Annotated in this window: 14 protein-coding genes and 3 pseudogenes; 5 read left to right on the forward strand and 12 right to left on the reverse strand. The window is 71.3% G+C overall.

The window, feature by feature from the left end:
* The first annotated feature begins 74 nt into the window (after nucleotides 1-74).
* A complete protein-coding gene (locus tag LXN57_RS23435) occupies nucleotides 75-374 on the forward strand; it encodes an MTH1187 family thiamine-binding protein (protein WP_251800321.1) in 300 nt (99 codons plus the stop codon).
* Nucleotides 371-1,078 (forward strand): HAD family hydrolase, encoded by a 708-nt coding sequence (locus LXN57_RS23440; protein ID WP_251800322.1) that lies wholly within the window; start codon nucleotides 371-373, stop codon nucleotides 1,076-1,078. Before LXN57_RS23435 ends, LXN57_RS23440 begins: the two co-directional genes overlap by 4 nt.
* Nucleotides 1,079-1,265: 187 nt before the next feature.
* Here LXN57_RS23440 and LXN57_RS23445 read toward each other — a convergent pair whose 3' ends face one another.
* The 3 genes from LXN57_RS23445 to recO all read right to left on the reverse strand — a co-directional run bounded on the left by LXN57_RS23445 (nucleotide 1,266) and on the right by recO (nucleotide 3,467).
* Nucleotides 1,266-1,784, reverse strand: coding sequence for a histidine phosphatase family protein (locus LXN57_RS23445; protein WP_251800323.1), 519 nt, complete (start codon nucleotides 1,782-1,784; stop codon nucleotides 1,266-1,268).
* 127 nt (nucleotides 1,785-1,911) lie between these two features.
* A complete protein-coding gene (locus tag LXN57_RS23450; RefSeq protein ID WP_221376516.1) occupies nucleotides 1,912-2,694 on the reverse strand; it encodes an isoprenyl transferase in 783 nt (260 codons plus the stop codon).
* The gene (recO, locus tag LXN57_RS23455) at nucleotides 2,691-3,467 is read right to left on the reverse strand and encodes a DNA repair protein RecO (RefSeq protein WP_251800324.1); all 777 of its coding nucleotides are present in this window, start codon (nucleotides 3,465-3,467) and stop codon (nucleotides 2,691-2,693) included. Before recO ends, LXN57_RS23450 begins: the two co-directional genes overlap by 4 nt.
* Nucleotides 3,468-3,585: 118 nt before the next feature.
* Here recO and LXN57_RS23460 point away from each other — a divergent pair, with 118 nt between their 5' ends.
* Both LXN57_RS23460 and LXN57_RS23465 read left to right on the forward strand, forming a co-directional pair.
* Complete coding sequence (locus LXN57_RS23460) at nucleotides 3,586-4,371, forward strand: DUF4097 family beta strand repeat-containing protein (protein WP_251800325.1); 786 nt, start codon at nucleotides 3,586-3,588, stop codon at nucleotides 4,369-4,371.
* Complete coding sequence (locus tag LXN57_RS23465) at nucleotides 4,368-5,129, forward strand: thioesterase family protein (RefSeq protein WP_251800326.1); 762 nt, start codon at nucleotides 4,368-4,370, stop codon at nucleotides 5,127-5,129. Before LXN57_RS23460 ends, LXN57_RS23465 begins: the two co-directional genes overlap by 4 nt.
* A 138-nt stretch (nucleotides 5,130-5,267) precedes the next feature.
* Here LXN57_RS23465 and LXN57_RS23470 read toward each other — a convergent pair whose 3' ends face one another.
* The 9 genes and pseudogenes from LXN57_RS23470 to LXN57_RS23510 all read right to left on the reverse strand — a co-directional run bounded on the left by LXN57_RS23470 (nucleotide 5,268) and on the right by LXN57_RS23510 (nucleotide 14,343).
* A complete protein-coding gene (locus LXN57_RS23470; RefSeq protein WP_251800327.1) occupies nucleotides 5,268-6,470 on the reverse strand; it encodes an acyltransferase family protein in 1,203 nt (400 codons plus the stop codon).
* 108 nt (nucleotides 6,471-6,578) lie between these two features.
* On the reverse strand, nucleotides 6,579-7,520 hold the full coding sequence (era, locus tag LXN57_RS23475) for a GTPase Era (protein WP_251800397.1): 942 nt from the start codon (nucleotides 7,518-7,520) through the stop codon (nucleotides 6,579-6,581).
* A 938-nt stretch (nucleotides 7,521-8,458) separates the two neighbouring features.
* Nucleotides 8,459-8,806 (reverse strand): cytidine deaminase-like protein, encoded by a 348-nt coding sequence (locus LXN57_RS23480; protein ID WP_251800328.1) that lies wholly within the window; start codon nucleotides 8,804-8,806, stop codon nucleotides 8,459-8,461.
* On the reverse strand, nucleotides 8,799-10,175 hold the full coding sequence (locus tag LXN57_RS23485; protein WP_251800329.1) for a hemolysin family protein: 1,377 nt from the start codon (nucleotides 10,173-10,175) through the stop codon (nucleotides 8,799-8,801). Before LXN57_RS23485 ends, LXN57_RS23480 begins: the two co-directional genes overlap by 8 nt.
* Before the next feature lie 3 nt (nucleotides 10,176-10,178).
* On the reverse strand, nucleotides 10,179-10,649 hold the full coding sequence (gene ybeY, locus LXN57_RS23490) for an rRNA maturation RNase YbeY (protein ID WP_221376523.1): 471 nt from the start codon (nucleotides 10,647-10,649) through the stop codon (nucleotides 10,179-10,181).
* Nucleotides 10,650-10,672: 23 nt separating this feature from the next.
* Nucleotides 10,673-11,035 (reverse strand): annotated as a pseudogene (locus LXN57_RS23495) (PhoH family protein); the annotation flags it as partial.
* A 264-nt stretch (nucleotides 11,036-11,299) separates the two neighbouring features.
* Nucleotides 11,300-12,124: pseudogene (locus LXN57_RS48190) on the reverse strand (LAGLIDADG family homing endonuclease); the annotation flags it as partial.
* Nucleotides 12,113-12,826 (reverse strand): annotated as a pseudogene (locus LXN57_RS23505) (PhoH family protein); the annotation flags it as partial. The pseudogenes LXN57_RS23505 and LXN57_RS48190, both read right to left, overlap by 12 nt.
* Nucleotides 12,827-12,951: 125 nt before the next feature.
* Complete coding sequence (locus tag LXN57_RS23510; protein ID WP_251800330.1) at nucleotides 12,952-14,343, reverse strand: serine hydrolase domain-containing protein; 1,392 nt, start codon at nucleotides 14,341-14,343, stop codon at nucleotides 12,952-12,954.
* A 51-nt stretch (nucleotides 14,344-14,394) separates the two neighbouring features.
* Here LXN57_RS23510 and LXN57_RS23515 point away from each other — a divergent pair, with 51 nt between their 5' ends.
* Nucleotides 14,395-16,767 (forward strand): beta-glucosidase H, encoded by a 2,373-nt coding sequence (locus LXN57_RS23515; RefSeq protein WP_251800331.1) that lies wholly within the window; start codon nucleotides 14,395-14,397, stop codon nucleotides 16,765-16,767.
* The last annotated feature ends 6 nt before the right edge of the window (nucleotides 16,768-16,773 follow it).

The following is a 16,773-nucleotide window of genomic DNA, read 5'->3' on the forward strand; positions in this document are numbered from 1 at the left end:
CTCTCAGGCCCTGGACGCGCCATCGACGGTATTGCTCGCCGGGCTGCCCGAAACCGGGTTGGAGCTGCGACTATGTGGGCGTGCTGGTTGCTTTCTCTGTGACGCCGCTCGGCGTCGGTGACTCCGTCGGTGATCTCGTGGCCGAGGCGGTGCGCGTGGTGCGCGCCTCCGGGCTGCCCAACCGCACCGACGCGATGTTCACCACGATCGAGGGCGAATGGGACGAGGTGATGGCCGTCGTGAAACAGGCCGTCGACGCGGTGGCCGCGCACGCGCCGCGGGTCAGCGTGTCCCTCAAGGCGGACGTGCGCCCCGGCGTCACCGGGGCCCTCGACGCCAAGGTCGAACACATCGAACGGGCGCTGCGCGAATGAGGCGCCTGATCATGTGGGACATCGACCACACCCTCCTGCGCGGCGGCGGCGTCACGACGATGGCCTGGCAGGCGGCCTTCACCGCCGTCACCGGGGTGGCTTGGCGCGAGACACCGAACTTCGGCGGGCGCACCGACACCGACGTCTGCGCCGAAGTCTTCGCGACGCATGGGGTCACCGACTGCACGCCCGAGAAGTTCTTTCCGCGGTACGTGGCCGAGGTGCACCGGGTCAAGCATCTGTTCGCCGAGCAGGGCACCCTGATGCCCGGCGTGCGGGCGGTGCTGGCCCGCCTGGGCGACGACCCCGGCGTGGTGCAGACGCTGGTCACCGGCAACGTGCCCGAGGTGGCGGCGGCCAAGGTGGCTGCCTTCGACCTCAGCGCCTCCTTCGACGCCGAGGTCGGCGGCTACGGCACCGACGACAGCGTGCGCGCCACCCTGGTCCGCCGCAGCCTGGAACGGGCCGAGGCCAAGTACGGCGAGCCCTTCCAGCCCGTCGTCATCGGCGACACCGTCCACGACGTGACCGCGGCCCTGGCCAACGGCGCGTACGCCGTCGCCGTGGCCACCGGCAGAACCAAGATGGCCGACCTGGCCCTGGCCGGCGCCCACGCGGTGCTCCCGGATCTCTCCGATGTCGACGCCGCCGTCAGCGTCCTCCTGGCCGAAGCGGACCCGCTCGACCAGCCCCTGACCCACTGACCAGCCAGGCCAGGCCCATGATCGCCAACCAGCCGAACCCCACCCTCCCTGGGGGAGCCCCCGCAGTCCATTGTCCCGAAAATCCGGGCATCACCGCGGGCAGCCTGTGGGCAGGCGGGAATTGTGGATAACTTCGGCCGGCGTGACGTGACGGTGTGCCCAGCTCCGGCGCCGGCCCGGGCCGCCGTCAGGGCAGGCGCAGCTCGGGTGGAAAACCTGTCCAGCGCAGATCGGGCGGCAGGTGGGTGAGGTCGTTGAAGACCAGGGGCGACACTGGGACGCCGGGGGTCGCACTCCAGCGCAGCACGGTCACGCCGGTGTTGGCCGAGTTGAGCGCGGACCACCGGGCGGCCGGCGCGTCGAGGACGGCGCGCACGAACCAGCCGACCTGGAACATATGGGTGATGCACAGTTCGTCGGCCGGCGGGTCGGCGAAGCGCGCCACCATCGCCTCGGCCGCCGCGGGGTCTTCGGTGGGGTCGGAGTCGGTCAGCTCTTCGGCCGCCACGACCGGCACCCCGGGCAACGCCGCGGCCACGATCGACGCGGTCTGAACCGCACGAGGGAGCGGGCTGTGGCTGATGCGCGTGATTCCCGCACCGGCCAGCCGCTCGCCGAGCAGTTCGGCCTGACGCCGTCCGGTCGCGGACAACTCCATGCCACCCGGCGCCGCCTCAGCATGCCGCGCCAACCAGAGCCGGCTCACCAGTCACCGCCCGCGAAACCGCAGCCAACGCCCGCGAAACCGCAGCCAACGCCCGCGAAACCGCACTCAGCGCCCACAACACCGCCGTCAGAAGCGCAGACACCGGCCGGGCGACGACAGCGGACCATCAGGTCGGGCTGACCGGGTTGGGGACGGCGCCGCCGAAGCGGCGGTCGCGGCTGGCGTACAACTCGCACGCATACCACAGGTGGCGGCGGTCGAAGTCGGGCCAGAGGGTGTCGAGGAAGACCAACTCGGCGTAGGCCGACTGCCAGAGGAGGAAGTTCGACGTACGCTGCTCGCCCGAGGGCCGCAGGAAGAGATCGACCTCAGGCACCTCGGGGTGGTAGAGGTATTTGGCGATCGTCTTCTCATTGATCTTGGATGGGTCGAGCTTGCCCGCGGCGACGTCGCGCGCGATCGCGGCCGTGGCGTCGGCGATCTCGGCCTGGCCGCCGTAGTTGACGCAGAACTGCAGGGTGAGCTTCTTGTTCTTCTGGCTCATCTGCTCGGCCGTCTCGAGCTCGGAGATGACGCTCTTCCACAGCCGGCCCCGGCGGCCCGACCACACGACGCGTACGCCCAGGTCGACCAGCTGGTCGCGGCGGCGGCGGATGACGTCGCGGTTGAAGCCCATGAGGAAGCGCACCTCTTCGGGCGACCGCTTCCAGTTCTCGGTCGAGAACGCGTACGCCGAAAGGTAGGGGATGCCCAGCTCGATGGCGCCCTCGATGGTGTCGAACAGCGAGTGTTCGCCCTGCTCGTGGCCCTTGGTGCGGGACAGGCCGCGCTCCTTGGCCCAGCGGCCGTTGCCGTCCATCACGAGCGCCACGTGCTTGGGCAGCGCCGCCTTGGGCAGTTCGGGCGGCTTCACCCCGGAGATGTGCGGGGTCGGTGGACGCGGCGTCATGAGTTCTCCCGTCGATCGACCAGCGGGAGCGAGCGCAACGCCCGCTCCATGTGCCATTGCAGGTGGGCGGCGACCAGGCCGCTGCACTCGCGGCGCACCGGGGCCTCGGACGCGTCGGCCACCACCCAGTCGCCGATGGTCAGCGCGTTCATCAGGCCGATCGTCGCGGGACTGGGGTGGGCCGCGCCCGGCGGGCGGCAGTCGGGGCAGACCGCGCCACCGGCCGGCACCGAGAAGGCGGCGTGTTGCCCCGCGGTGCCGCAGACCGCGCACTCGATGATCGCCGGCGCCCAGCCGGCCACCGCCATGCCGCGCAGCAGGTAGGCGTCGAGCACAAGGCTGCCGGCGTGCTCGCCCTTGGCCAGTGCCTTGAGCGCGCCCAGGGTGAGCTGGAACAGGCGCAGCGAGGGCTCGCGCTCGACCGGGGTGAGCCGCTCGGCCGTCTCGGCGATGGCGCTGGCCGCCGTGTAGCGCGGATAGTCGCTCAGGAAGTCTTTGCCGTAGAGCGCCACCGCCTCGACCTGGCTCACCGAGTGCAGGCTGCTGCCGACGCCCTCGGGCGAACCGGCGAGCTGCAGATCGATGTGGCCGAACGGCTCCAGCCGGGCGCCGAAGCGCGAGGTGGTGCGGCGTACGCCCCGGGCCACCGCCCGCAGCCGGCCGTGGCGCCGGGTGAGCAGGGTGATGATGCGGTCGCTCTCGCCCAGCTTCTGCACGCGCAGCACCACCGCGTCGTCGCGGTAGAGATGGCGGCGGTATCCGGCGGTCGGCACCCCAACATTCTGCCCCCTGGGTGCGACCGACCCTGACCCGGATCTCAGGGTCATCTAGGGGGCCGGTCAGTGACAGGACCGATGGTGCCCACCCGGCCCCGGCAATAGCGTCGACATCATGACCGCGACACTCGCCCGGCGTGCCGGAGTTCTCGTCCTCGTCGCCGCCACGACGGCGGCCACCCTGACCGGGTGCGCCGGAGTGGTCGGGGCCAAGATGACGTACGACGACACCGAGAAGACCAAGATCACCGCGATCCGGCTCGACGGTGGCAGCGGCGACATCGCGATCAGCACCGCCGCGGTCACCGAGACCAGCATCAAGCGGATCATCCGCCGCAGCACCGACCCGGGCGAGTCCTACCGGCTCGACGGCAGCACGCTGATCATCGACACCTCGTGCGGGCACAACTGCTCGGTGTCGTACGAGATCGTCGCCCCGGCCGGGGTGAAGGTGAGCGGCGCGCTCGACTCGGGCGACATCTCGTTCGACTCGCTCGGTGACACCGACGTCAAGCTCACCTCGGGCGACGTCACCGTGGTCGACCCGGCCGGCACGGTCAAGCTGCGGGGCACCTCGGGCAATATCCGGGTGGTCAACGCGAAGAAGGCCGTCGACGTGCAGTCCACCTCGGGCGACATCGAGGCGATGGACATCGCCGCCCCGGTGAAGCTCAAGGTCACCTCGGGCGACATCAACGCCGTGCTCTCCACCCCCAACTCGGTGACCGCCCAGACCACCAGCGGCGACGTCGAGGTGCAGGTGCCGGTCGGCAGCTACAAGATCAGCACCAGCAGCGGCTCGGGTGACGAGGGTGTGCAGGGAATCACCAACGACCCGACCGCCAAGAACGAGATCAACCTGCGCACGGGAAGCGGAAATGCGGTAGTCATCGGGGCATGAGTTTCTATCTCCCGCTCGGCGACGACCACTACCGCCCGACCCGATCGACGGAGAGCCCCTGGGATTCCGGGATGCAGCACGGCGGCCCGCCCGCCGCGCTGCTCGGCCGCGTGCTCACGGTCGACGGCCTGCGCCTGGCCCGCATCTCGGTCGACTTCCTCGGCCCCATCCCGCGCCGCGACTTCCGCATCGAGGTCTCGCCGCTCAAGCCCGGCCGGCTCACTACGCTCAACGAGGCCCGCATGGTCGTCGACGGCCGGGTCGCGGTGACCGCCCGGGCCTGGCACATCGCGCCCGGCCCGCAGCCGCCGGTGACCACCCCCGCCGACCACGCCGACCCCCTGCCCAAGGGCGACGGCCATGGGGACTTCCCTAACTACGAGGGCTGGGGTTACGGCGAGGCGATCGAGTGGCGGGCCACCAAGGGTGAGCTGGGTGTGGCCGACGGCGAGACCCACGTCTGGACCCGGGTACGGATGCCCCTGATCGAGGGGCAGCAGATCGACGGGCAGGACAGGGCGCTGATCGTGGCCGACTCGGCCAACGGCGTCTCGGCGGTGCTGCCGATGGACAAGTGGCTCTCGATCCCGCCCACGATGACCACCACGCTGCTGCGCCCGGCCGGCGGCGAATGGGTGCACCTGGCCTGCCGTACCGTCCTCAGCGCGGACGGGCTGGGGTTGAGCTCGGGCGAGCTCTACGACTTCGACGGCAGCATCGGCCAGGTGGCGCAGCCGCTGGTCATCCGCGCCCGCTGAGCCCAAGATCACCCGTCGAGCCGAGCCCGCCCTCCACCGGGGGAGCCCCCGCTGGTCATTATCGCGAAGTTGCGCTTGATCGTGTCGGCGTCGCCGGCCTTGTTGTGGACAAGCCGGGAATGTGGACAACGGGACGGCTCAGCGGCCGGCGCGTTGCAGGTCGACGGCCCCGGTTGGAGCTGGGGAGACAGGGGCTACGCGGCGGGTGGCGCCGGGCAGTAGCGACGGGCGGCGACCGGCGGAGATGTCTTCCACCCAGCCGACCAGCATGACGACGATCGCGAGCAGCACCGACACCACGGCCAGGCGCCAGGAGATGCCTACCCAGCCGTGCACCGGCAGGCCGGTGGCCTCGGCGAAGCGGACCACGATGATGATCAGCGGGACGTGCCAGAGGTAGATGGAGAGCGCCCGCGCGTTGAGCACGGTCAGGATGCGGCGTGGGGCCACCCGCGGGGACACGCTCAGCGCGACCAGGATGAATGCGGCCGACCAGAGCGCGTTGGCCAGCGGGATGTCGTTGAGGTCGTAGCCGCGCGGGCCCGGGTGGGTCACCGCCCAGGCCGCTGCGGTGGCGGCCAGCACGCCGACGATCCACCAGCGGTAGCGGGCCAGCGCCGCCCCGCGGACCAGGGCCTCGCTGCCCGCCGACGAGCAGGAGAGCGCTGCCGGTGAGGCGCGGGTCGCAGACCAGACGGCGCGGGACGCCGACTCGGCGGCGGGTGAGGTCGAGAGGCGGGACGGCGGGGCAATCAGGCGGCGGGCGGCGGACCGGGCCGGGCGGCGGGCCAGGAGGCCGTCGTGGTGGGCGAAACCCAGCAGCCAGGCGCCGCCGTAGAGGGCCAGGTCGCGCGCGATTACGTGGGTGGTGGCGCCGGTGAAGGTGATCAGCGCCAGAGCCGCGTACGGAAGGGTGAGGGTGGTCAAGGGGAAGCGGCGGAACAGGGGCAGCAGCAGGGGCGAGAGCAGGACGAACCACAGGAAGTCCCGCAAGTACCACGTCGCGGCCAGGCCCTCGAGCCAGAAGCCCGCGGCCGGCGGGTCCTCCAGCGGGAAGGCCCACAGCAGCACCTGCCACTCCCAGGCCATGCCGCCGATCAACATCATCGGCACGGCGACCGCGGCCAGCAGCCACAACGCGGGCAGCAGACGATGCAGGCGCCGCTCGACCGCGAACGGCCCGTAGCGGTCGAGCGAGGCCGCCATCATCGAGCCGGCCAGCGCGAACATCACCGACATGGCCGGGAAGACAATGGTCAGGGCCGCCCAGCCGGACGAGTGATAGACCACGACCCGGACGGTTGCGGCAGCGCGCAGCAGATCCAGGTACCGGTTTCGCATAGGCGTCGTTGTTACCCAACTCAGCACTAAGGTCGCAAACCAGCGTGAACTATCCCATAATCAATATATCGCGACGTTTAGATCTTACGGGATAGGGCAGAAACGAAATCAAAAGCCGAGTTTGCGCAGCTGACGTGGGTCACGTTGCCACTCTTTGGCCACCCGCACATGAAGATCGAGATACACGCGAGCGCCAATCAACTGCTCGATCTCGGCGCGCGCGGTGCTGCCGACTTCTTTCAGCCGGGCTCCCCGCGAACCGATCACGATCGACTTCTGGCTGTCGCGCTCCACATAAAGATCGGCGTAAATCTTGGTGACGCCGCCTTCGACCATCATCTCCTCCACGAGCACCGCGATCGAGTGCGGCAGCTCGTCGCGGACACCCTCGAGCGCCGCCTCGCGGATCAGCTCGGCGATCAGCACCTGCTCGGGCTCGTCGGTCAGCACGTCGTCCGGGTAGAGCTGCGGCGACTCCGGCAGGTGCTTGACCAGCACGTCCACCAGCGTCTGCACCTGATGCCCGGAAACCGCACTGACCGGCACGATCTCCGCGAAGTCGTACAACTCGCTGACCGCGAGCAGGTGCTTGGCCAGCGTCGCCGAGTCGACCAGGTCGACCTTGGTCACCACCGCGATCACCGTCGCCTTGAGCTCGGCCAGCTCGGACGAGATGAACCGGTCACCCTTGCCCACCGGTTCGTCGGCCGGGAAGCAGACGCCGATCACGTCGGTTTCGCTCCACACCTCGCGCACGAGGTCGTTGAGCCGCTCGCCCAGCAGCGTGCGCGGCCGGTGCAGGCCCGGCGTGTCGACCAGCACGAGCTGCGCGTTCTCCTGGTGGACGATGCCCCGGATCACGTGCCGCGTCGTCTGCGGCTTGTTCGAGGTGATCGCGATCTTCTGCCCGATGATCGCGTTGGTCAGCGTGCTCTTGCCGGCGTTGGGCCGCCCGACAAAGCAGGCGAACCCGGCACGATAAACATCGCCCGACGCCGCGGCAATGGACGCTTCCCGATGCTTATGGACCCGCCGGCCAGGACGAACCATAGGCGTGCTCTCAGCGTCGGCCCGCTTCGCGCTCTGGTCAGCGGCTGGCTTCGCGCTCTGACTCGGAGCGGCTGGCTTCGTGCTCTGGCTGCTCGGAGCGCCGGCCTGCCTCAGCCGCTGGTTGATCCGCGGCACGCGCTTCGGCCGGGCCTCACCATCAGCACCAACCCGCTTCGGCCGAGCCTCACCGTCAGCTCCGACCCGCTTCGGACGCTGGTCACCCCGGGCGGCGACGTCCCGCATTTTTGACGTACGCGCCATGTCTCTCCCGCCGGAACCGGCCCGATCAGAGTCACCGCGCGACTCGCCGCGCACCCACTCCGGCCTGGCTCCCGCCCGCAGACCCGGCTCGCCGCCGGCTCTCGGAGTTTCCCGCCGTCCTCCGGACGAGCTCTCGGCCCGCCGCGCGGCCCGCCGCTCCTGACGCCGGATCTCGTTCCGCTCCCCCGCCGTCAGCCGCCGCTCACCGCCGGACGCCGTGGACCGTCCGCCGCCCGAGGCCGCGGATCCCCCCGACCGCCCACCAGCCGAAGCCGAGGATCCAGCCGAACGTGCGCCACTCGAGCCCGAAGAACCCGCCGCAGAGTTCCGGGACGCCAGAGAGCGCGAAGTGCCCGCCGAGCGCCCCGCCTTCCCGCCGGCACCGCGTGCCGCAGCACCGCGTCCGCCGTCCGCCGCACGCGAAGAAGCGGAACCACGGCCATCCCCACCGGCATGGGAAGAACCGGCACTACGCCCATCCCCACCCGCACGCGACTCAGAAGGGGTGCCGTCACTCGACGCAGAAGCAGCGGTTTGCGAACCGCCGCCGCCCGCCGCCGAAGAGCCGGCCGCCGACGATGCGCCACGAGAGCGCGGCTTGCGGGCTCCCCCGCCGGCCCGCGGGCTCTCGGGCGAGGACGGAGAGGGGGTCTGGCCGGGAGAGGCAGCGGAGTCGCTCATGCCGTGACCGTGCCGCACAGGCTGCCCGCCGGGTCGGCCACGTGGATCGGGGCCTCAGCCGCCAGGTCACGCACCGCGGCCTGGCCCGCCGGCTCGAGCGCAGCCGTCTCGGTGACGACCGCCGCCGCCTCGATGAGCTTGGCGCCCGACGCCACCGCCGACGCCACCGCGAGCTGCAGCGCCGTCACCGACAGGCTGGGCAGCGTCACCGTGGCCGCCGCGTAGGTGCGGCCGTCCTGGTCGCGGACCGCCGCCCCCTCGGCCGCGCCCACCCGGGCGCGAGCGCTGCGCGCCAGGGTGACCAGCTTGGTGTCCTCGGCGCTCAAGGTGTCCGTGTCAGGCATCGGCGGTCTGTTTCTCCTCGTTCTCGGTCGTGTTGTCGGACGGGGTGTCGACGGCGGGCTCCGGCGGCTCGACCCGGCGCACCAGCACCGAGTCGATCCGGTTGCGCCGGCCGGTCGTGCCCTCGGCGACCAGGTGCAGGCCGCCGACGTCGACCGTGGCGCCCGGGATCGGCACCCGGCCCAGAGTCTGGGCCAGCAGGCCGCCGACCGTCTCGACCTCGTCGGCGGGCAGTTCGACCCCGAACTCCTCGCCCAGATCCTCGATCGGCAGCCGGGCCGTGACGCGCACCGCACCGTCGTCCAGGTGTTCCACCGGGGGCCGCTCGACGTCGTACTCGTCGGTGATCTCGCCGACGATCTCTTCCAGGATGTCCTCGATCGTGACCAGGCCGGCTGTGCCACCGTACTCGTCGACGACGATCACCAGGTGGGTGCGGGCCGCCTGCATCTCGGAGAGCAGGTCGTCGACCGGCTTGGACTCGGGGACGAAGGTCGCCGGCCGCATCAGGTCGGCCACCGCCTGCGCGGTCGAGGCCGGGTCGCCGTTCTGGGTGCGGCGGATCACGTCCTTGAGGTAGACCACGCCGAGCACGTCGTCGACGCTCTCGCCGATCACCGGGATGCGCGAGAAGCCCGACCGCAGGAACAGGTAGAGCGCCTGTTGCAGGGACTTCGAGGCCTCTATCCAGACCATCTCGGTGCGGGGCACCATCACCTCGCGGGCGATCGTGTCGCCCAGCGCGAAGACCGAGTGGATCATCTCGCGTTCGCCGTGCTCGACGACGCCGCGCTGCTCGGCCAGGTCGACCAGTTCCCGCAGTTCGACCTGGCTGCCGAACGGCCCCTCGGGGAAGCCCTTGCCCGGCGTCACCGCGTTGCCGATCAGGATCAGCAGCGAGGCGAGCGGGTTGAGTACCCGGCCGAGCCAGCGCACCAGCGGCGCGGCGGCCTTACCCACGGCGTACGCGTGCTGGCGCCCCACCGTGCGCGGCGCCACCCCGACCACCACGAAGCTGACCACGGTCATCGTGCCCGCGGTGACCAGCGCCGCCGTCCAGCCGATGCCCCAGCTGTCGACGGCGACCAGCGCGACCAGCGTGGTCGCGGTGAGCTCACACAGCAGTCGCAGCAGCAACAGCAGATTGAGGTGGCGCACCACGTTGGCGGCGACCGCGGCCAGCGCCGCGGCGCCGCGCTCGCCCTCGCGGGCCATTTCCGTCGCGCGGGCCGCGGAGACACTGCCCAGCGCCGCGTCGGCCATCGAAGCGAGGCCGGCCAGGAACACCAGCAGCACCGCGAAGATGATGAGTTGCACGTCCGGCAGGCCGGCCGAAGCCGGACCGGCCGCGATCAGATGGGCGGGGTCCACGACTCAGCCGCCGGCCCGTCCGGCCCGCCAGCTCTGGAGCAGCCTGTTCTGCAGGGCGAACATCTCGCGCTCCTCCTCCGGCTCGGCGTGGTCGTAGCCGAGCAGGTGCAGAGCACCGTGCACGGTCAGCAGGTGCAGCTCGTCGGCGGCCGAGTGCCCGGCGGCGACGGCTTGTTTCGCGGCCACCTCGGGCGCGAGCACAATGTCGCCGAGCAGCGCCGGCTCGCCCACGCCGGCCTCGCCGGGGCCGTGGTCGACGCTGCCCTCGTCCATCGGGAACGCGAGCACGTCGGTGGGACCGTCACCGCCCATCCAGCGGTGGTTGAGCTCGGCCATGTAGTCGATGTCGACGAGCAGGATCGACAGCTCGGCGAGGGGGTTGACCCCCATCTCGTCGAGGGCGTGCCGGGCCACCGCGAGGATCGCGTCGGTGTCGACCTCGACTCCCGACTCGTTGGCGATCTCGATGGACATAGTGGTGCTCTTACCCCTTGGTATCAGCGCCGGCGCCCCGCGCGGCCGCCACTGGCGGCGCGGCCGGGGACGGCGTGGACGGATTGAGTGGCGGCGCGTTCCTGCTCGTCGTCGTAGCGCGCGTACGCGTCGACGATCTCGGCGACGAGCCGGTGGCGCACGACGTCGGAGCTGGACAGCTCGGCGAAGTGCACATCTTCGACATTCTGCAGGATCTCACGGACGACCTTGAGACCACTGCTGGTGCCGCCGGGCAGGTCGACCTGCGTGACGTCGCCGGTGACCACGATCTTGGCACCGAACCCGAGACGCGTCAGGAACATCTTCATCTGCTCGGGCGTCGTGTTCTGCGCCTCGTCGAGAATGATGAACGCGTCGTTGAGGGTGTTGTGAGTGACGATCAGGTCGTCGGTGACGTAGAGCGAGTCCTCGGCCGCGACCTGGATGCAGACCGTCTCGGTCTCGCCCTCGGGCTCGATCGCGTGGATGAACCGCATCGGCTTCCCGCCGCCGGCCAGAGTGTGGATCTCACGCTTGCGTTCCAGCCGGAAGGGCTCCACGGACTCCGGCAGCCGGATCTCCAGCACGTAGGCGTCATGCCGGTATCCGACCGGCCGGCCCTTCGCCAGGCCCGCCTTACGACCTGCAGCCGGCCTTGTCCGCCAGGTGGCGGTCCCGCCGAGCGAGCGGACGAGAAAGACCACGTCGTCGCGGAGCCGCTCGGAGCAGGTCGTGTACTGAACACGGCAGGTGCGCCCGGTCTGCGCGACCGGCCCGCCGTCGCTGTCGAGCAGGCCTTGCAGAACAGCGAGTCGCACCGCGGCGCTGTTCATCAAGTAGCGCTCCGGCACGAACTTGGTGTCCGACCGGGTTCCGGCAAGCTCAAGCTCACGAAGCACCGCGGTAACCGGATTCGCAGTGATCACACCACCTCGGCCACCGCCGCCGGACTGCCGCAAGATGTAGTCGACCTCATTTTTGCGGAACAGCGTGATGCCCGGCAGGGCCGCGTCGAGCGACTCCGCCAGCTCCGGGTCGTTCGTCGAGAACGATGGCGTGGTCGCCGTGGTCAGGCAGCCGTCACCGAGTAGGAGCCCCAGTGCGTACGGGTCCATCGGCACGTCCTGGGGAACGAATTCCACCGCGTCCACCAGCGGAAGTTCGTATCGGTGGACGGGACCGCGGCGGAGCTTGCCGATCATGTCCTGGGTCTGCAGCACCCGCGAGGGACGGCCGTGGCTGCGGTCGTCGACGGTGCGAACCGTCCAGAGATGCTCGCCACAGGCCAGAGTCGAGGCGCCATCCTGAGTTGTCACCCGGTACACCGGCTTCTTGCCCTGCGGATAGACCCCGAGCACGGAAGTCGGCAGGCCGTCCGAGCCCACGACGAGGTCACCGACGCGCAGATCGCCGATCTGCCGCCAGCCGTCGGGCGTCAGCACCTTGGCCGTCAACGGCTGCGCCCGGCCGCGCATGTAGGCCAGGGGGGCGACCTCGATCGTGCCCGCGGCCATCAGGCGCGGGATCGACTCGGGGTCGAGCATGTCGTGCAGCGCGTCGTAGAGCGGGCGCAGGTAGGGATCGATCTTCTCGTTGAGCGTGCCGGGCAGGAAGCCCAGCCGCTCGCCGGCCTCGACCGCGGGGCGGGTGAGGATGATCCGGCTGACCTGCTTGGCCGTCAGCGCCTGGACGGCCTTGGCCATCGCCAGGTACGTCTTGCCGGTGCCGGCGGGGCCGATGCCGAAGACGATGGTGTTCTCGTCGATGGCGTCGACGTAGCGCTTCTGGCCCAGCGTCTTGGGTCGGATGGTCTTGCCGCGACGGGACAGGATGTTGAGCGTCAGCACCTCGGCCGGGCGCTCGGCGGTCGCGTCCTCGAGCATCGTCGCGGTGCGGCGCACCGAGTCGACGCTGAGCGTCTCGCCGCGCTCGATCAGTTCGATCAGCTCGGAGAAGAGTCGCTCGGCGGTGGCGTTCTCGGCGGGGTCACCGGTGATGGTGATCTCGTTGCCGCGGACGTGCACGTCGCTGGCGAGGGTTCGCTCGATGAGCCGCAGGATTTCGTCCTTGGCACCCAGCAGGTTCACCATGATCTTGGGGTCGTTGACCGAGATCTTGGTCTGCACCCGCGCCGCGCCGCTGGAGCCCGCGCTGGAAGGGTTCGGCGTACCGGTCATAGGGCGGCCCAGAGGGCCTCCGCCACCTGCTCTCGTTCTCTTCGTCGCCCGGGTGGACGGCGTACCTGAGGATCGTGCCATCGTATCCGCTCGGCCGCCCGCGCGCCGATGCCATTATCGCCGCGTCAGGCGTCGAAACCACCGGCCGACGCCGGCCCGCCGTCGAAGCCGTCCTGCACCCGGGTCACGCGGTAGGTGGCCCAGTGCATCCGGACGACCGTGCCCGAGGAGTCCCGGCTCAGGCGCAGCAGCTCCCCGGTCTCCCGGCCGCTCACCGTCCGCAGCACGTCCGGCCGTCCCGGCAGGGGTTCGAAGATCGCCGGCGGGACGTCCGCGGCCCCGTCGGCCAGCCGCGCCTGCAGGGCGCCGCCGTGCCACGCGAAGACCAGCGGCGTGCCCTCGCTGTACCAGTGACCGAGGATCGACCGGTACTCCTCGGGCGCGGGCGGCGCGATCCGCCACGGCGAGATCTCTGCCGGGTCGAGCTCGACGGCGAGTTTCAGCAGGTCGTGCACCAGTTCATTGATCACCCGGGCGGTACCCGACGAGCCCAGGACGGCGCAGCCGAGCCCGGGCGGCAGCCCGTCGCCACCCCGGCGCCCGTACGCCGCGGCGCGGAACCCCGGCATCGCGCCGTCGTGCCCGACATGCGTCACGAACCGGCCCTGCGGCTCGACGATCAGGCCCAGCCCGAAGCCGTCCAGCCACAACGCCTCGTGGGTGACCGTGGCCGGGAAGCGCATCTCGTCGAGGGTCGCGGCCGCCAGCACCTTGCCGTTCGGGTCGACCGTCGCCGGGTCGGCCAGGAAAGCGCCCCAGGTGGCCATGTCGCCGGCGGTGCTCCAGAGCTGGGCGGCCGGTCCGGCGCCGCCGAGGTCGGTCTGCGGTTCGGGGCGGGCCGCGTCCGAGAAGTCGTCGACGACGTAGCCGACGGCGGCCTCCCGCGGCGGGTGCAGCGTCGTGGCGCCCAGGCCCAGCGGTTCGATCACCCGCTCGGTCACGACCTCGGCCCAGGTTCTGCCGCGCAGCTTCGCGACCAGCTGCCCGAGCACCGCGAAGCCCAGGTTCGAATAGTGGAAGCGGCGGCCGTTGGGAAGCACCCGCTCGGCCCGGTCGAGCTGGGCCAGCACCTCGCCGTCGTCGGGCGCCCGCAGCGTGTCCCAGATGTCCCCGTACGGCTCCCGCTGGAACCCGGCCGTGTGCGACAGCAGGCGCCGGACCGTCGCGTCGCCGTGGGCCGGCACGGACAGGTGCTTGGCGATCGGGTCGTCCAGGTCGAGCAGCCCGTCGTCGCGGGCCTGCAGGACCAGCACCGCCGTGAAAGTCTTGGTGATCGAGCCGATCCGGAACCGGGTGCCGGGGCCGAGCGGATGCGCCGGGTTGCCCGAATCGCCGACAGTCAGCACCCAGGGATCGCGGTCGGCGCGGTGCAGGGCGACGGCGAGGGCGGGTACGCGGCCGTCGGCCTGCGCCTTGCGGACGGCCCGTTCGTAGCGGACCGGGGGATGGGTCTCCATCCCCAAGATCCTAAGGTGGCAGCGACGGGCACGAAGGATGGGAGCGCTTCCATGACCGATGTCGAGCATCTGCTCACACAGTTGAGCCTCGAGGAAAAGGTCTCGCTGCTCGCCGGGCAGGACTTCTGGTCGCTGCCGGCGATCGAGCGGATCGGGCTGCGCTCGCTGGTGATGTCGGACGGGCCGATCGGGGTGCGCGGCGTCGGCTGGGCGCCCGACGACCCGTCGATCGCGCTGCCCAGCCCGACCGCGCTGGCCGCGGCCTGGGACGTCGAGCTCGCGGAGCGGGCCGGGCAGCTGCTGGGACAGGAGTCGCGGCGCAAGGGGGTGCACCTGCTGCTGGGGCCGACGGTCAACCTGCAGCGCACGCCGCTGGGCGGCCGCCACTTCGAGTGCTACTCCGAGGACCCGCTGCTCAGCGGCGAGATCGCGGTCGGCTTCGTCCGGGGTGTGCAGCAGCACGGCGTCGGCACGACGGTCAAGCACCTGGTGGGCAACGACTTCGAGACCGACCGCATGGAGGTCGACGTCCGGATCGGCGACCGGGCGCTGCGCGAGATCTACCTGGCCCCGTTCGAACGCGTCGTCGAGGAGGGCGGCTGGGGCGTGATGAGCGCCTACAACAGCGTCAACGGGCAGTCGATGGCGCAGAACGGGCCGCTCCAGGACGAGATTCTCAAGCGCGAGTGGGGCTTCGACGGGATCGTGGTCTCGGACTGGCGGGCCGCGCGCTCGACGGTCGGCGCCGCGCTGGGCGGGCTCGACATCGCGATGCCGGCGCTGGAGAACCCGTGGGGCGACAAGCTGGTGGCCGCCGTCCGGGCCGGCGACGTGCCCGAGGAGGTCGTCGACGACAAGGTGCGGCGCGTGCTGCGGCTGGCCCAGCGGGTCGGCGTGCTCGACGGCGGGCCGGCCGTGACCCCGCCCGCCGACCTCGACGGCGACGCCATCGCGCACGAGGTTGCGGCGCGCTCGTTCGTCCTCGTACGCAATGAGAACTTCGCCCTTCCCCTCGAGCCGGCCGCCCTGACCAAGGTCGCGGTGATCGGCGCCCTGGCCGCCGACGCCCGGGTGCTCGGCGGCGGCAGCGCCCAGGTCTCGCCGCCGCACGTGATCTCACCGCTCGACGGCCTCAGGGAGCGCCTGTCCGGAGTGGACGTCGAGTACGCGACCGGCGCCGACCCGCGCCCGTTCCTGCCCGCCGCGCACGGTCCCGGCTGGACCCCCGCGACGGTCACCATGGGCGACTACTCGTTCCAGGTCGACCCGGCCGCGGTGCGCTGGATCGGCTCGCTGCCCGGCGGGCTCGACCCGGCCGGCATCGACGAGATCCGCCTGGAGACGACGTTCACACCCGAGGCCGGGGGCGAGCACACCTTCGCGGTCTCCGGCTTCGGCACGTTCGAGCTGAGGGTCGGCGATGAGCTTCTGTACGAGGGCACGCTGCACCCCCCGGGCGCGACCCGGGCCGACCTGCTGCTTTCCCCGCGCGAGCAGCGGGCCACGGCCACGCTCGAGGCCGGGGTGCCCGTCCCGGTCGTGATCCGGCAGAGCATCGCCCGCGGCATGGCCCACACGGTCTCCACCACGCTCGGCCACCGCCCGCCCGGCCCCGACGACGAAGGCCTGATCGCCGAGGCGGTGCGGCTGGCCGCCGGCTCGGACGTCGCCGTGATCGTGGTCGGCACCACCGAGCAGACCGAGTCCGAGGGCTTCGACCGCACGTCGCTCGCGCTGCCCGGCCGGCAGGACGAGCTCGTGTCGCGGGTGGCCGCGGCCAATCCCCGTACGGTCGTGGTCGTCAACGCCGGCTCCCCGGTGCTGCTGCCGTGGGCCGACGAGGTCGCGGCGGTGCTGCTCACCTGGTTCCCGGGGCAGGAGGCGGGCGCCGCGCTGGCCGACGTGCTGCTCGGCGTGACCGAGCCCGGCGGCCGGCTGCCCACGACGTGGCCGCGCCTCGAGGAGGACTGCCCGGTGCTCGCGGTCGAGCCACGGGACGGCGTGGTGTCGTACGAGGAAGGGATCTTCGTCGGTTATCGCGGCTGGCTCCGTTCCGGCGTGGCCCCGCTGTACGCGTTCGGGCACGGCGCCGGCTACACGTCCTGGCAGTACGACGAGCTGAACGTCAACGAGACGGAGGCCGTGGTGACGCTGACCAACACCGGCGCACGGGCCGGCCGCGAGGTCGTGCAGATCTACGTCGGGCCGTCGCCGGTCGACCCCGACCGGCCGGAGCGCTGGCTGGCCGGCTTCGCGAACGTGGAGGCAGCGCCCGAGGAGACGGTGACCGTGCGCATCCCGCTGCCGCCGCGGACCTTCGAGACCTGGGCCGACGGTGGCTGGCAGCGCCGCCCGGGCGAATACCGGGTGATCGCCGCGCACGCCCTGGACGACCCCCGCCTGACCGCCACCCTCAAGATGTAGACAGGC

This window comes from Paractinoplanes hotanensis (assembly GCF_023717965.1).
GTDB classification, from domain to species: domain Bacteria; phylum Actinomycetota; class Actinomycetes; order Mycobacteriales; family Micromonosporaceae; genus Actinoplanes; species Actinoplanes polyasparticus.

Bases quoted from the DNA above. Each gene is read 5' to 3' on its own strand.
- LXN57_RS23515 (WP_251800331.1), top strand. From the start codon at position 14,395: ATGACCGATGTCGAGCATCTGCTCACACAGTTGAGCCTCGAGGAAAAG.
- LXN57_RS23510 (WP_251800330.1), bottom strand. From the start codon at position 14,343: ATGGAGACCCATCCCCCGGTCCGCTACGAACGGGCCGTCCGCAAGGCG.
- ybeY (WP_221376523.1), bottom strand. From the start codon at position 10,649: ATGTCCATCGAGATCGCCAACGAGTCGGGAGTCGAGGTCGACACCGAC.
- LXN57_RS23440 (WP_251800322.1), top strand. From the start codon at position 371: ATGAGGCGCCTGATCATGTGGGACATCGACCACACCCTCCTGCGCGGC.
- LXN57_RS23480 (WP_251800328.1), bottom strand. From the start codon at position 8,806: ATGCCTGACACGGACACCTTGAGCGCCGAGGACACCAAGCTGGTCACC.
- LXN57_RS23460 (WP_251800325.1), top strand. From the start codon at position 3,586: ATGACCGCGACACTCGCCCGGCGTGCCGGAGTTCTCGTCCTCGTCGCC.
- LXN57_RS23450 (WP_221376516.1), bottom strand. From the start codon at position 2,694: ATGACGCCGCGTCCACCGACCCCGCACATCTCCGGGGTGAAGCCGCCC.
- LXN57_RS23465 (WP_251800326.1), top strand. From the start codon at position 4,368: ATGAGTTTCTATCTCCCGCTCGGCGACGACCACTACCGCCCGACCCGA.
- LXN57_RS23470 (WP_251800327.1), bottom strand. From the start codon at position 6,470: ATGCGAAACCGGTACCTGGATCTGCTGCGCGCTGCCGCAACCGTCCGG.
- era (WP_251800397.1), bottom strand. From the start codon at position 7,520: ATGGTTCGTCCTGGCCGGCGGGTCCATAAGCATCGGGAAGCGTCCATT.